Below are 13,589 nucleotides of genomic sequence, written 5' to 3' on the forward strand. Positions count from 1 at the left end.
TGGCGCCTGCCGTGCCCCACAACGGCAGGCGCCACGGCGGCTCAGGCCGGTATCCGGGGCAACTTCCAGTTCACCCGGATGTATTGGCTCATGCGTGCGTCCGGATGGCGCTGAAGGTAGTTCTGATGCTCAGGCTCCGCCTCCCAGAACGTGCCGCACGGGACAATCTCGGTGACCAGCTTCCCCGGCCACAATCCGGACGCGTCGCAGTCCGTGAGCACCGCGAGTGCGATACTTCGCTGCTCCTCGTCCAGATAGAAGATGGCCGACCTATAGCTCAGGCCCACGTCCTCGCCCTGCCGGTTCAACGTGGTGGGATCGTGGATCTGGAAGAAGAACTCCAGGATGCTGCGGTAGTCCGTCCCGGACGGGTCGTAGGTGACCTCGGCCGCCTCCGCGTGGTTCCCGTGGTTTCGGAGAGTCGGTTGCACCACTTCGCCACCGGTGTAGCCAACACGGGTGCCCACCACACCCGGCAAGCCGCGGAACAACTCCTGCACACCCCAGAAGCACCCGCCCGCCAACACGGCATACGCCCTTGCCGTTAACACGCTGCATTCCCTTCTGTGACACCGGAATCGGTCGAGACCCTCCGGGTGCTGGAGCAGCCCCGACAGACAAGACCCGCGCCTCCGCCTGGTCGTGGCAGTTGGACAGGGCCCCAGTGGTGCTGGACCGGCTGAATGGTTCACCATTAGCTGCGGCGATCGCGGAGTCCTTACCCCGTTCGTGAGGACTACGTCACAGGGCAGACGGTCGCTCAAGTCAGGGGAGCGTGCGCGCCGAGCTCGGCCTTGCCAGGCGCCTCAGCACCCGGTATCTCTCGACCGACGCCACCGGTCACGGTCACAAACAATCGGTTGCTCACCAAAAGCACACTCAACGCCACACGTGCGTCGCTCTTCGAAAAGCAATGGAACCTTGTTCGTGAAATCAAGGGGTGCGTGCCGGACGACAGCGAGAATCAGCGACTCCGCGTAGACGGCCTGTAGATGGTCCCGTGGTTGCCTCGTTCGTGAGAGATGACTTGGAGAATGAAGGCAGGCCATGCACTCTACGGATGTCAGAAAAACGCGCCGCGCGGCTCCGAGTGGACCTGCCGGAACCAACGGCAGCGCCTCGGCAACGCGGCCCGTCCATGGGCGAGGGCAACTCGATCCTGAGTCCGCTGCCTGGGTGGACGCGCTGGAGGACGGTTGTGGACCTGAGTACGAGCAGGCCTGCACACGGCTGCACGCGCTGCTGGTGCGGATTGCCATGGACGAGGTGTTCCGCCGCGGTTCGCGTTACCGAATTGCAGGGCCCGAACTGGACGATCTCGCCCATCAGGCGGCCGCTGACGCGCTGATGAGGATCACGCAGAAAATCCATGAATTTCGAGGCGATGCCAGATTCACCACATGGGCGTACCGGTTTGTCGTTCTCGAAGTGTCCAGCAAGCTGGGCCGCCATTTCTGGCGTGTTTCGCATGCCCGTTTCGACTTGGAGGAATGGGCGCAGGTGCCCGACCGTGTCGGCGTGGACCCCGTCAGCTACTGGCAGGCGCGCGAGCTGGTCGATGCCGTGCGCAACGCGGTCGCGACAGCACTGAGCGCCCACCAGCGCAAGGTCTTCGTCGCCGTCGTCAACGGTGTTCCGCTGGAAACACTCGCCAGCGAGCTGGAGACGAACCGGAACGCGCTCTACAAGACGATGTTCGACGCCCGTAAGAAGCTGCGGGCTCAGCTCATCGCCGGCGGACACCTCAGTACCGCGGGCTGACATCCCCAGCGGTCCGAGGTAAGAAGCCACGCCCTACGGACGCTCACCTCCGAAGGGGCCCGCAGGGGCCCGCCCCGGACTGACAAGGACGGCGAGCATGGCGTTCATCTCGCGCGGGTTCCACGGCCGAAGGCCGTCGGCGGGTACGAAGCTGCCGCCCGGGCAGTACGAGACGACCGGCTTCCCGGTGCTGTCCGCCGGACCGACCCCCCGCATCCGGAAAGACGACTGGCAGCTGTCGGTGACCACGGAAACCGGGAAACGGCACGTGTGGGACTGGGCGGGCCTGATGGCACTCCCGGCCGAGTCCCCGACCGTGGACCTGCACTGTGTGACGAAGTGGTCGAAGTTCGGCACCGAGTGGCAGGGTGTGTCCCTGGACGTTCTGCTCGCGGACGTGGAGACGGCAGCAGAGCATGTCCTGGTCACCTCCTACGGCGGCTACACCACGAACATCCCCCTCGCCGACCTGCTCGACGGGAAGGCGTGGATCGTCTACGGCTACGGGGGCAGCGAGTTGGCGCCCCAACACGGTGGCCCCGCCCGGCTGCTGGTCCCGCACCTGTACCTGTGGAAGTCCGCGAAGTGGGTGCGCGACATCGAACTGCGACAGACAGACGTACCCGGCTTCTGGGAGAGCGCCGGTTACCACAACTACGGAGACCCATGGCGAGAGCAGCGGTACCAGGGAGACTAGGCGACAGGCTCCGGTGGCGGACCGCCGAAGTGACGGGCCGACGCGTGGAGTCGGCGACGGCCGTCACCCTGACGCTGGACGTGCCGGACTGGCCGGGGCACGTGGCCGGTCAGCATGTGGATGTCAGGCTGACCGCGGAAGACGGTTACAGCACCGAGCGCAGCTACTCGATCGCCTCCGCCCCCAATGGCCGCAGCCTCGAACTGACCGTCCAGCGCACGCTGGGCGGGGAAGTGTCCCCGTACCTCGCGGACGAGCTCGGGCCCGGAGACCAGTTGGAGCTGCGCGGGCCCGTCGGCGGCTGGTTCGTGTGGACGCGGCAGCAGACGGAGCCGGTTCTCCTGGTGGCGGGAGGATCGGGACTCGTGCCCCTGATGTGCATGGTCCGCACACGGGATGCGGCCGGCAGCCGGGCCCCGTTCCGGCTGCTGTACGCGGTACGCAGCCCGTTGGACATGCTGTACAAGTCGGAACTGCACAAGGGAGCGCCGGGGCTGGACACGACGTACCTCTACAGCAGGCAGACCCCCGCGGACTCACCGCGTCCACCCGGACGCATCACCCCCGAGGATCTGGTCAACGGCGGCTGGCCGGCCGGCTCCGAGCCGACCTGCTACATCTGCGGGCCCACGGCGTTCGTCGAGAAGACGGCCGCCTACCTGGTGCTCCTGGGGCATGCACCTGATCGAGTACGTACTGAACGCTTCGGCTGACACAGGAGGTTGAGATGACGTCTGTAGAGGCCGACGGCCCCGACGCGGACGATGGCCACACCGGGTACGTCGACGGGAACGCTCTGGCGGGACCTCTGTCCGAGGTCTTCGCCGTCGACGTGACCGCGGCGACGAGCCGATGCGCCAACTGCGGCTGCACAGGGCCCGTCGCTCGCCTGCACGTGTACGGGCACGCACCGGGCCTTGCCGCACGCTGCCAGCGGTGCGGGAGAGTGGTGCTGCGCACGACACGCACGAGGGACGCGATCTGGCTCGACATGAGCGGCGCGGCCTCACTGTCAATTCCAGTGTCCGAAGGCTGAGTTCGCCTTGGCGCCGCGCTAAGGGTGCCGACCACGCGGCTGACTGATCGTTTGAGAACGGGGCGGACGGTCGTTCGTCGTTGAAGCGCTGAAGGACCTGCGCGAGGTCACCACCATCGAGCGGTCCGGTCAGCAGCTGCGTGATGTTGTCGATGCGTGCGTCTCGAACGATGAAGCGTCGGAGCACCAGAAGCAGCGACCGTTCAAGTCTTCGCCGTTCCGGGAGCCCTTCTCCATGAGGAGTTCGGCCTCGGCAAGGGTGAACACGGTCGCGCTCCAGCGTGACTCGTCCGCCGTCGGCGGGAGCTCGACGTCGACGTTACGGACGGCGTCCGGAGGCTCGCCCGGGCTGGGCAGGAATGATGCCTGGAACCGATCTGTTCGGACGCGATACCAGGCCAGCGTCATTTACGTGCTGCGCAAGGGCGTGGCCTGGCGTGACGTACCGAGCACGGTCGTCGATTGCTTCGGTGTGACGGCCCGGCGCCGGCTGGGGACTGGACCGAGGCCGGTGTCTGGCCGCGCCCGCACACCGCCCTGCCGGGCGAACTGCGCCGCGCGGACACGCTGGACCTGGACGAGGGCGCCGTGGACGGCTCGCACGTCCGGGCCCTCAAAGGGGGGACCACGTCGGTCCCTCGCTCGTCGACCGTGCCCGTCCCGGATCCAAGCACCACCTGATCGTCGACCGCCACGGAACCCGCTCGCCGTCACGCTTTCCGGCGGCAACCGCCATGACGTCACCCAGCTCCTGCCGCTACTCGACGCCATCCCGTCGATTCGGGGTCTGCCGGGACGCCCTCGCCGCAAGCCCCGGCGTCTGTATGCCGAGCGGGCCTACGACTTCGGCGAGTACCGCCGCCTGCTTTGGAAGCGCGGCAGCATACCGCTGATCGCCCGACGCGGCGCCGCCCACGGTTCCGGACTGGGCAAGCTGCGCCGGGTGGCCGAGCCTACAGCCTCATCTGCCTCCGACGATCCGGGCGGCATTCTGAAACGATCAGTAATGCGGAGACGGGAGCGGGACGCATCGGCTGCGGAGCACGAACGGTTCGCTGCCCGAGGTGAGCGGCGGTCGCGGGGCGGCCGTCAGCGCTGCTCGCGCGGTCCTACCACGCGGAAGTCGGCTTTGCCGATGCGGAGGATGCCGTCTGACAGGGGCGTGCACCGTACGCCGCCCTTGCCGCGCAGCGCGCGCTGTGCTCCGGGTCCGATGACGGCGTCCATCCACGCGCAAGGCCGTGCGGCGCGGTTGATGGCGAATTCGACGGGGCCGTCGCCGGTGTCGAGCTCCACGACCCGATCGATGTAGGCGTCGATGTCGACGCCTCGCAGCAGGATGTTCCGTCGCGTCTGCTGGAGGCCGACCGCGGGATCGATGTGTGTGCGCAGGTTCTCTTCCGACATGATGGTCACGGACGCGTCCCGGTGAGCCGGCTGCGCGAAGTACCGGTCGCCGACGATTCCGAGGTTGCGGCGTACTCGGATGTGCTGCACCAGCCCGCCGACAGGGTCTGGTGACGGCCCCTCAGCGGGCCGTCCGGAGTAGCGGTGCACGGGCGACACGAGGAGTTGCACCACCTGCACCACCTTGTCGTGAGTGGCCTGTGGGGAGCTCAAACCGCGTCAGTTCCTTTCTTCCCCGCGGGATCGTTTCCCCGGGTGCCGAGACGTCTTCTCCTGTGGGCCAGGACCCGCTCTTCCTCATCCATTCCGCCCCAGATGCCGTACTCCTGTGCTGTGGCGAGCGCCCAACTGCGGCACTGCCGGCGGACCGGACATGTCTTGCACACGGCCTTCGCTTCGTCGGCCTGACGCCGACCGGGGCCCTTCGGCCCCGCGGGAAAGAACAGTTCGGTGTCGAGGCCCCGGCAGCCCGCGTTGTCGAGCCATGTCAGCATGCCACTCTCCCGGGGCCGGGGTGTTCCAAAGGGGGCGTCGCTCATGGCCACGTGTGCAATCTGCGCGTACAGGCCTCGAGCCGGGCCTCGGTCGCGGTGAGAAGGCTGTCCCAGGACTCCTGGAACTTTGCCACTCCCTCGTCCTCCAGTTGCTGGGCGACTTCGGAGTAGCAGATGCCCAGGCGCTCGACCGCTTCGAGGTCGGCCCGCGCCTCGTCGTACGTGCTGCGGAGATCGCCACCTGCGCCGTGCTCCTGTGCCTCGACGGCGAGCAGGGTCGCCTCGGGCATGGTGTTCACGGTCTCCGGGGCGATGAGTCCGGAGACGTATTTGGTGGCCTCGTATGCCGTGTCCTTGACCCCCGTGGAGGCCCACAGCGGGCGCTGCTTGTTCGCCCCAGCACGCTGCAGGCGGTTCCAGCGCTCCCCGGAGAACACCTCCTCGAAGGCCTCGTACGCCAGGCGGGCGTTGGCCACGGCGGCTCTGCCCCGGACGGCTCTGGCCTCCGGGCTGCCCAGGGCGTCGAGGCGCCGGTCGATCTCCGTGTCCATGCGCGAGACGAAGAACGATGCCACCGACGAGATCTGTGACAGGTCCAGGCCGGCGGCGCGGGCCTTCTCCAGACCGGCCAAATAGGCCTCGGCAACCTGCCGGTAGCGTGCCAGGGAGAAGATCAGGGTCACATTGACACTGATGCCCTGCGCGATGGTCTCGGTGATGGCGGGCAGGCCCGCCTCGGTTGCGGGGATCTTGATGTAGATGTTCGGGCGGTCTACCAGCCAGGTCAGATGACGTGCTTCGGCGACCGTCGCCGTCGTGTCATGAGCCATGTGCGGGTCGACCTCGATGGAGACGCGGCCGTCCTGGCCCGCAGGGGACACGAGGAAGGTGGGGCGAAGAATGTCGGCGGCGTCGCGGACATCTGTCGCGGTGACGGTGCGCACAGCCTCCTCGGCGGACACGCCGCGCACCGCGAGCTCGCAGATCTGGGCCTCGTACTCGACGCCGTGCGATATCGCGTCCCTGAAGATCGTCGGATTCGTCGTGACGCCCACCACGTAGCGGCCGCTGATCAACTCCGACAGGCTCCCCGACTTGATCCGCCCGCGTGACAGGGTGTCCAGCCACACGGACACACCGGAGTCCGACAGATCCTTCAACATGCTCGTCATGTATCCCACACCTTCCAGGGGTGGCGAGGCGGGCAGCACGGGCCGCCCGGCGTGCTCACGTGTGCGCATCGGTGGCCCGGCAGCGCGACCCATGCGCACCAGACCGTGCCTGCGCCGGCTCGGGCCGCACCACCGGGCAAAATATCTCGCACCGGCGCGCCCCGGTCGGCGCAGGGGCCGTTGGACGGGGATGGTGCCGCAGGCGCCTCGTGGTCCGACCACAGGCGACAGCGCCTTGGCACGGCCCGAGCATAATGCGCCTTTTCGAGCCGGGGCAGAGGGAAGAACCGCACGTCGACGCGCAGTAGACGCGCGGTGGATGCCACCCTCGCCGAAGAGGCGCCGGATCTTGTGGGGCGTGACATCTCGGTGCCGTCGAAGAGACGATCGGGCGTCGCGCGACGGGTTGGTGGCCTGGGCCTTCTCCCACCACTTGGTCGATGGCAGGCCCCCGGCCGCGCAGGGCTGGACCGCCTTGACCGCCGCGCATGTCTTCGTCCTCTTCGTCCTGTCCTGGGGCGTGGTCCTCTGGGTCATGCTCGGCGAGATGTTCCCGAACAAGATCCGCGCCGCCGCGCTGGACGTGGCCGCCTCCGTGCAGTGGATCGCCAACTGGGCCATCACCGCGAGCTTCCCGTCGCTGTCCGCCGGGAATCTCTCCGCGACCTACGTGATCTACACGGTCTTCGCGGCGCCCTCCATCCCGTCCGTCCTGAAGTTCGTGAAGGAGACGAAGGGCAAGGCGCTGGAGGAGATGGGCTAGGCGCTCCGCCGCGCCGCGACCCCGGGCCTGAACGGTCCAGCACCAGGAACACCGCGGGGCGCACACCCTCCAGCCCGTGGTCGTGAATGCTGGCGCCTGCCGACGTGTAGAGGCTGACCAGGTCGGAGTCGGAGGCACGTTCTTGCACCTTGGACAGGCTGATCGCAGAGGTGCCCGCACTGCCGTTGACCTCGATCACCCTTCCAGGATGTTTCGAAGTCGCCGGTCAGGCCCTGGATTTGCCGAATCTACTTCCCGGCACATCCCGTTCGTGCAGGGTGAGGTGGGCCCGGGGCGGACAGGCGAATTAGGCCCGGCCACCTGTCAGGCGCCGTGGTCGCGCGCACCTGCCGCTGCGAGCCGTCGTCAGTGGTGGTCGGGCTCCCTGCGTCGGCGGGCCGCGTGGCGGCGAAGCCGCCGTATCGCCAGTCCCGAAGCTGATCAGCAATTCGGGAGCACCGTCAGCGAGTCGATGGCGGCTCCGGCGAGCGGACCTGCGTAATGCAGAGTAGGGCGGCCACTGGGAAAACAAGGCCCTGAATTCCTTGACAATCGCCTTGCCGTGATCAGCCAGGAGCAGTGATTGGTGCTGGGGGCTAACACCTTCGGCAGTTCGTCGAGCTGCTGGGGCCGATCCCGGAGCCGACCTTGATCCGGTGAATTCCCGGATGCGGAGCATGCCGACAACGGTGGTTTCGACGACGCTCGCACGACCCCTGGAATGGCCGGACGGGTCGGTCGTGGCCGGCGAAGCCGCCGATGTCGTCGCCCGGCTAAAGGAGGAGTCCGGGGTGCCGTTGCGCTCGCACGGCAGTCTGTCGCTTGACCGGGCGCTGATGGCAGAGCTCGTCGATCTCGTCCAGGTGACGCTCTTCCCAGTGATCAGCGGTGGGACTGGGACCGACCCAATCTTCGGGGGTGCGGCCGACTCGGCCTTGAGTTGATCGTGCACCGGACGTTCGACGGAGGCATCCTGGACCTCATCTACCGGCCCACCCTGCACTGCTAAGGCATCCACGCACTACACCAGATCGAGCAGCCGGACGTGCCCCGGAAGCTCTCCGGCGACCGACATGCCGCACCTGTCAGGAACTTGAGCACGTCCGGAAGGATGGCCTGGACCTGACCACTTCGCGTTCCTGGTCCGGCTGACACCGCCGCATCACTTCATGACCGCCGCCCACGCCTTCCTTGCCGCAACGACTGGGCCAAAGTGCCCACGCTGGGTTCGGCTCAGCCCCTACCGGGTCCTCGACACCCTCCAGAACGCCCTGAGCTGCTGGACGGCATCTGCACACCCTGACCAGCCGAAAGACCCCGGATGCGCAATCTCCTTGATCTACAGCTGCCGCGCATACGTCCTGAGTCTTGATGAACAACGCATACGGGGGAACACTGGAGCAATGGCGCGTAGGGAACTTGAACTGCTCGAACGAGAGACAGAATCTGCCCTTATAGCAAACACCATCAAGGGGATTAAGAAGGGTGGCGGTCTGCTCCTGGTGAAGGGAGCGGCCGGCACCGGAAAGAGTCGACTACTTTCAGAGATCCGTACTGCAGCAATCCAGGCCGGGTTCAGCGTGACGGCTGCGCGCAGTACGGAATTCGAGCAAGATTTTGCCTTTGGTGTGGTTCGGCAGCTATTTGAAGAGTTGGCGTTCAAGGCTGACCGGACGCCCCGGGATTCCTTGTGGACGGGAGCAGCCAGGCAAGCGCGAGACGCCATTGATGCCATCTCTAGTGCTGGTGAACCCGGCGATTTCGCAGTTTTGCACGGCCTCTATTGGCTCACCATCAACGCATGCCAAGACCGCCCGCTAGTATTGGTAGTGGACGATCTTCAGTGGTGCGACAGGCCATCACTGCGGTATCTGGCTTACCTCCTGCCCCGCATTGAGACGCAACCGGTGCTGGTAGCTGTGGCGCTACGCACGGGGGAGCACGCTATTGATGAGCGACTGCTGCAGCACATAATCTCCGCTCCAGCGCTTGCAGAGCTGAATCCGAAGGAGCTCAGCGCCCAGGCAACCGCAAGGTTGCTACAGCAGGTAATGCACGGCGAGGTAGAGGAAGAGTTCGCAGCTACCTGTCACAGGGCCACCGGTGGGAACCCTTTGTTGTTGCGCGAACTCGGTCTTACCTTCACCGCGCAGGGCGTGTCTGCCAGCGACAGGAATGCAGGACGGGTGGCCGATCTCGGAGGGCTTGCAGTGGCCCATCTGGTCGCATCCCGTCTCATGGCCTTGCCAGAGGCCTGCGCACCGTTGGCTCGGGCGGTCGCAGTTCTGGGTGACCGCTCACCGCTGATGCGTGCGGCTCGGCTGGCAGGGCAGGATTCAATCAGTCAGGCGCTTGAGTGCGCCATCCTTTTGGAACAGAGGGGAATCATACGTATCGACGAGGTGCACGGCTCTCCGACTCTCTCTTTTGTGCACCCTCTTGTGCGTAATGCCGTTTATGAATCCCTTGACCGCATTGACCGCACCACATCACATCACCGTGCGGCAATGCTTTTGCGGGAGAGCGGCTCTCCTCCGGAGCAAGTGGCATACCATCTGATGAGAATACCGGCAACCATGGATCCGGTGGCTGTTACGGACCTACGTGCTGCCGCCGCTGCTGCAGCAGCACGCGGCGCTCCAGAGAGCGCTTATGTCTACTTGCGTCGAAGTCTTGACGAGTCGCTAAAAGGCGACGAGCGACAAGCGATTCTACTGGAAGCCGGGAAAACCGCCCTACTGTTTGATGTCGTGACGGGGGCTCGTCTTCTGCAAGAAGCGTGGGACGGCAAGGACCCCGTTAAACGCGCGGACATTGCGCCCTATTTGGGAATGGCCTATATCTACCTCGGGAGGCCAGACGCTGGAGTTGATATACAAAAATCAACGATTTCAGGTCTTCCGGACAATGATGACGATCTCAGGAAGCGCCTTCAGGCCAGCCTTCTCAGTTCCAGTACTTGGTATGTCCCTGGCAGGGAAGACATAGTGGATTGCTTGCCAGAGCTACGTCAACTCCCTCACGGCCACGGCGTCGGAGACCGCCTGCTTTATTGCGCAGTTGCCGGTCGCAATACTGCCCTTGGCGACCCATCCGGAGTACTTCGCGCGCGCGAGACTCTCGCGGATGACACGTTCGTCGACCAAGCAGACCCCAACGGGCCGCTGGCTTGCGGGTGGTGGTCCCTGGCGGCGGCCGACGACGATGCGTCAATAGCCAGCCTGGACAATGCTGTGAAGCGAGCCCACGTCGGCGGGTCCCTCTTTACGTTGGCCTCCATCTATATTCATCGCGGCTACACCTTGTTGTGGCACGGTGATCTTGCGGGGGCCGAACAAGACGGACGCGAGACTATTCGGGTGGGACAACTCAATGGTTCGGGAGTCGCCCGCCTTTTGGGCAGCACGGTTCTGGCCGAGGCCTTGATCGAGCAAGGACGTCTCGATGAGGCTGAGCAGGCTCTTGCAGAAGTCGGAGTGACCGTAACAACCTGCCCTCCAGGACCGGTGTACCTGTCCCTGACTGTGCTCAGTCGGCTGCAAAGGGTCCGAGGCCACTATGAAACGGCTCTTGAAATCGCCCGACAGGCAGAGGAAGCATGCCGTCTCTATCAAATTCAAAACCCGGCGGTCGCGGACTGGAGGACACTGGCTGCACTGGCTCTGCACTACCTTCATCGCGGCAGTGAGGCTCGCGTCATCGCGGACGAAAATCTCAACCTCGCGCGACGGTGGGGTGCGCCTCGCGCTCTGGGTCGGGCCTTGCGTGTGTCGGGCCTCATTTCCCCCGAACAGGACCGACTCGAACTGTTCAAAGAGGCAATAAAGGTACTCAAAGACTCCCCTGCGCACCTCGAGTATGCAAAGGCCCTCGTCGACCTCGGCGCCGCACTACGTAAGGCTGGTCACCGCAGCGACGCTCGTCCGCCGCTACGACAGGCGCTTGATCTCGCCACCCGCTGCGGTGCCGTGCCCCTCGCAGACCGGGCCAGTGCTGAACTTGCCACCGCAGGAGCCCGCCGACGCAGAACAGCACTCACCGGTCCAGGCGCGCTCACGCCCTCCGAACGAAGGGTTGCGGACTTGGCAGCGAAAGGCCAGACAAACCGGCAGATCGCCCAAATCCTCTTCGTCACCCCTAAGACTGTCGAGGTCCACCTCTCAAACTGTTATCGCAAGCTATGCGTTACCAGTCGCGTACAGCTTTCCGCCGCGCTGGGTGTGTCATGAATGAAATGGGAACTTCATCGGAGTGGAAATCCGGTGACAATGTCAGTTCCGCGCGCATCCAGCCGAGTTGGGTCACAGGCGAAACATGGGCCGAACCGGACGCCGTCGACTTTCTGGAACGGTCAATGCCCCGAAGACAGCCGCACTGTGTGATCAGAGATCACTCGATGGATCGTGGCGGGCGGCCTGGTCGGGTCCTTTCAGTCCTGTCCGAGCCCGCTTGCTCTGCGGCGTAGGCGGCCACGAGGCGGTTCCAGTTGTACCTGCCCGGCACGATCTCTGAGACGAGGTGTGCGTGGATCAGCCGCATAAGGGTTTGGCGTACCCGTTGTTCGGACTGCGCGGCTGTGCTCGCGGCATCAGACGTGGCGAACACGCTCCCGGGCCAGGCGCTGAGGGCGCGGAAGAGGGAGGCGGCCTCCGGGTCGAGCAGGCGGTACGACCGGGCGATGGAGGCACGGACGTCGAGTACGGGGTCCTCTTCGCTGGTGAAAGGATCCAAGGCGTTGTGCTCGGACCGTGCGTACTCATCGGCCAGGCTCGTCAACGGCATCTGAGGGCGGTAGGCCGCGCGGGCGGCGACATTGGCCAGTGCGAGGGGGAGGTGCCCGGCGAGGTGGATGATGCGGTCGACGGCCGCGGGCTCTGCAGCCGTCCTCGCTGTTCCGAGGCGGCGGGCGAGGAAGCTGCGCGCGTCCGCCTGGCTCAGTGGAAGCAGGGTCAGGGGGAGTGCCTGGTAGGCAGCCACCAGCGCGTGGAGCTGCATGCGGCTGGTGATGAGGGCCATGGAACCGGGGTTCCCGGGGAGGAGATGCTTCAGCTGGTCTGCGTTCCAGGCGTTGTCAAGCACAATCAGCATGCGGCGCTTGGCCAGCAGGTCGCGGAACATGAGTCCTCGAGCCTGCGTGGTCTCGGGCACGGCCTCGGGCCGTACCTCCAGAGTCTGCAGGAAGTCCGCGAGGACCCCTGCCGGGTCCCTCGGCTCGGCTCCTGGCCCTTCCCCGTGCAGGTCTGCGAAGAGCTGACCGTCCGGGAAGCGGTCGGAAAGGCGGTGGGCGACGGTGGTGGCGAAAGCCGTCTTGCCGACGCCTGCCACCCCGCCGACCACGCAGATGGCCACCGAGGACGAGGCCGCAGCATCGGCGACCAAGCGCTCGACCTGCTCCTGCTCCCTCTCGCGCCCAACGAGGCTGGGCAGCGCTGCCGGCAGTTGGGCCGGCGCCCGGGGCGAGGTGGTGCGTCGCCCGCCGACCGGGCGGCTGGTGGTTGTCGGAAGCTGGAATCGTCCGGAGAGGATGCGCTCGTGGACTTGCCGCAGTTCAGGCGATGGACTGACGCCGAGGCGTTGACGCAGCAGATGACTGGTCGTGTGGTAGATCGTCAGGGCCTCGGACTGCCGCCCGGCGCCGTACAGCGCGATCATGAGGAGGCTGCATACGCGCTCCCGCAGCGGATGCTCGACAAGGAGAGCGGAGAGTTCAGCAGCAGCCTCGGCGTAGCGCCCCATTTCCACCTCGCAGGCGAGCTTGTCCTCGGCGCACGCCAAACGCAACTCGCCCAGCACGTTGCGCTGCTGGCTTGCGAACGGCCCCGGCACCCCGGCGAGGGCCTCCCCTTTCCACATCGCGAGGCCCTTGGACAGCAGGTTCGCCGCGGCCGCCAGCTCACCGGCGCTGCGGGCTTCTCGGGCCTTGGCCGTCGTCTCCTTGAAAATGTTCAGGTCCACGGCGTCCGGTTGGACGTGCAGGAGATAGCCCCCGTCGACCAGGTTCAGTGAGCCGTCACTCCGCTCGCCGAGCGCTCGCCTGAGCCGGTAGACATACGTGCGCACGGAGCCGATGGCCGAAGGTGGAGCCTCGTCTCCCCACACGTCCTCCACGAGCCTTGAGAGGCTGACAGGCCTGCCCGCCCTGAGCAACAGCGAAGCAAGTACAGCGCATTGTCTAGGCTGGCCGGCTGCCTCCTCCAGCCCGTTGCTGTGCAATCGGACCGGGCCAAGGACTGAGAACTGGATGTCGGCGTGCATGACG

General features: G+C 65.9%; 10 protein-coding genes and 4 pseudogenes. 8 read left to right on the top strand and 6 right to left on the bottom strand.

Going from position 1 to position 13,589, the window contains the following annotated elements; genetic code table 11:
• Positions 1–41: 41 nt before the first annotated feature.
• Positions 42–551 carry a peptide-methionine (S)-S-oxide reductase MsrA gene (msrA, locus tag AB0I54_RS43465; protein WP_363301908.1) on the bottom strand — a complete coding sequence of 170 codons (510 nt, stop codon included), beginning with the start codon at positions 549–551 and terminating at the stop codon, positions 42–44.
• 625 nt (positions 552–1,176) lie between these two features.
• On the opposite strand from msrA, the gene AB0I54_RS43470 reads away from it, so the two are divergent.
• From AB0I54_RS43470 to AB0I54_RS43490, 5 genes and pseudogenes are all read left to right on the top strand, one after another.
• Positions 1,177–1,761 carry a sigma-70 family RNA polymerase sigma factor gene (locus tag AB0I54_RS43470; protein ID WP_363301909.1) on the top strand — a complete coding sequence of 195 codons (585 nt, stop codon included), beginning with the start codon at positions 1,177–1,179 and terminating at the stop codon, positions 1,759–1,761.
• 97 nt (positions 1,762–1,858) lie between these two features.
• Positions 1,859–2,458 carry a molybdopterin-dependent oxidoreductase gene (locus tag AB0I54_RS43475; protein WP_363301910.1) on the top strand — a complete coding sequence of 200 codons (600 nt, stop codon included), beginning with the start codon at positions 1,859–1,861 and terminating at the stop codon, positions 2,456–2,458.
• The gene (locus AB0I54_RS43480; RefSeq protein ID WP_363301911.1) at positions 2,428–3,171 is read left to right on the top strand and encodes a ferredoxin reductase; all 744 of its coding nucleotides are present in this window, start codon (positions 2,428–2,430) and stop codon (positions 3,169–3,171) included. The genes AB0I54_RS43475 and AB0I54_RS43480 overlap by 31 nt, the downstream gene beginning before the upstream one ends.
• A 14-nt stretch (positions 3,172–3,185) precedes the next feature.
• The gene (locus tag AB0I54_RS43485; protein WP_363301912.1) at positions 3,186–3,494 is read left to right on the top strand and encodes a DUF6510 family protein; all 309 of its coding nucleotides are present in this window, start codon (positions 3,186–3,188) and stop codon (positions 3,492–3,494) included.
• A 308-nt stretch (positions 3,495–3,802) separates the two neighbouring features.
• Positions 3,803–4,446, top strand: a pseudogene (locus tag AB0I54_RS43490) (transposase); the annotation flags it as partial.
• Positions 4,447–4,583: 137 nt separating this feature from the next.
• Here AB0I54_RS43490 and AB0I54_RS43495 read toward each other — a convergent pair.
• From AB0I54_RS43495 to tal, 3 genes are read right to left on the bottom strand one after another with little or no spacing between them, the layout of a single operon-like run.
• On the bottom strand, positions 4,584–5,114 hold the full coding sequence (locus tag AB0I54_RS43495; RefSeq protein ID WP_363301913.1) for a molybdenum cofactor biosysynthesis protein: 531 nt from the start codon (positions 5,112–5,114) through the stop codon (positions 4,584–4,586).
• Entirely contained in the window at positions 5,111–5,395 is a 285-nt protein-coding gene (locus tag AB0I54_RS43500) for a WhiB family transcriptional regulator (protein ID WP_363301914.1), read from the bottom strand. The genes AB0I54_RS43495 and AB0I54_RS43500 overlap by 4 nt, the downstream gene beginning before the upstream one ends.
• 41 nt (positions 5,396–5,436) lie before the next feature.
• Positions 5,437–6,567, bottom strand: a complete 1,131-nt coding sequence (tal, locus tag AB0I54_RS43505) for a transaldolase (protein ID WP_363301915.1) — start codon at positions 6,565–6,567, stop codon at positions 5,437–5,439.
• A gap of 406 nt (positions 6,568–6,973) precedes the next feature.
• Between tal and AB0I54_RS43510 the strand changes: the two are divergent.
• Positions 6,974–7,330: pseudogene (locus tag AB0I54_RS43510) on the top strand (MFS transporter); the annotation flags it as partial.
• 25 nt (positions 7,331–7,355) lie between these two features.
• Here the strand turns inward: AB0I54_RS43510 and AB0I54_RS43515 are convergent.
• A pseudogene (locus tag AB0I54_RS43515) lies at positions 7,356–7,529 on the bottom strand (toxic cation resistance protein); the annotation flags it as partial.
• Between the two features lie 324 nt (positions 7,530–7,853).
• Here AB0I54_RS43515 and AB0I54_RS43520 point away from each other — a divergent pair.
• Together AB0I54_RS43520 and AB0I54_RS43525 are read left to right on the top strand one after the other, a co-directional pair.
• Positions 7,854–8,339, top strand: a pseudogene (locus AB0I54_RS43520) (dihydrofolate reductase family protein); the annotation flags it as partial.
• A gap of 394 nt (positions 8,340–8,733) precedes the next feature.
• Positions 8,734–11,559, top strand: a complete 2,826-nt coding sequence (locus tag AB0I54_RS43525) for an AAA family ATPase (RefSeq protein ID WP_363301916.1) — start codon at positions 8,734–8,736, stop codon at positions 11,557–11,559.
• Between the two features lie 160 nt (positions 11,560–11,719).
• On the opposite strand, the gene AB0I54_RS43530 is transcribed toward AB0I54_RS43525, so the two are convergent.
• Positions 11,720–13,585, bottom strand: a complete 1,866-nt coding sequence (locus AB0I54_RS43530) for a BTAD domain-containing putative transcriptional regulator (RefSeq protein WP_363301917.1) — start codon at positions 13,583–13,585, stop codon at positions 11,720–11,722.
• Positions 13,586–13,589 lie beyond the last annotated feature (4 nt).

This window comes from Streptomyces sp. NPDC050625, from assembly GCF_040654755.1.
Classification (GTDB): domain Bacteria; phylum Actinomycetota; class Actinomycetes; order Streptomycetales; family Streptomycetaceae; genus Streptomyces.

What these genes read in the sequence shown, in the direction of transcription:
- AB0I54_RS43475 (WP_363301910.1), top strand. Translation starts at nt 1,859, where the DNA reads ATGGCGTTCATCTCGCGCGGGTTCCACGGCCGAAGGCCGTCGGCGGGT.
- AB0I54_RS43480 (WP_363301911.1), top strand. Translation starts at nt 2,428, where the DNA reads ATGGCGAGAGCAGCGGTACCAGGGAGACTAGGCGACAGGCTCCGGTGG.
- AB0I54_RS43500 (WP_363301914.1), bottom strand. Translation starts at nt 5,395, where the DNA reads ATGCTGACATGGCTCGACAACGCGGGCTGCCGGGGCCTCGACACCGAA.
- AB0I54_RS43530 (WP_363301917.1), bottom strand. Translation starts at nt 13,585, where the DNA reads ATGCACGCCGACATCCAGTTCTCAGTCCTTGGCCCGGTCCGATTGCAC.
- tal (WP_363301915.1), bottom strand. Translation starts at nt 6,567, where the DNA reads ATGACGAGCATGTTGAAGGATCTGTCGGACTCCGGTGTGTCCGTGTGG.
- AB0I54_RS43485 (WP_363301912.1), top strand. Translation starts at nt 3,186, where the DNA reads ATGACGTCTGTAGAGGCCGACGGCCCCGACGCGGACGATGGCCACACC.
- AB0I54_RS43525 (WP_363301916.1), top strand. Translation starts at nt 8,734, where the DNA reads ATGGCGCGTAGGGAACTTGAACTGCTCGAACGAGAGACAGAATCTGCC.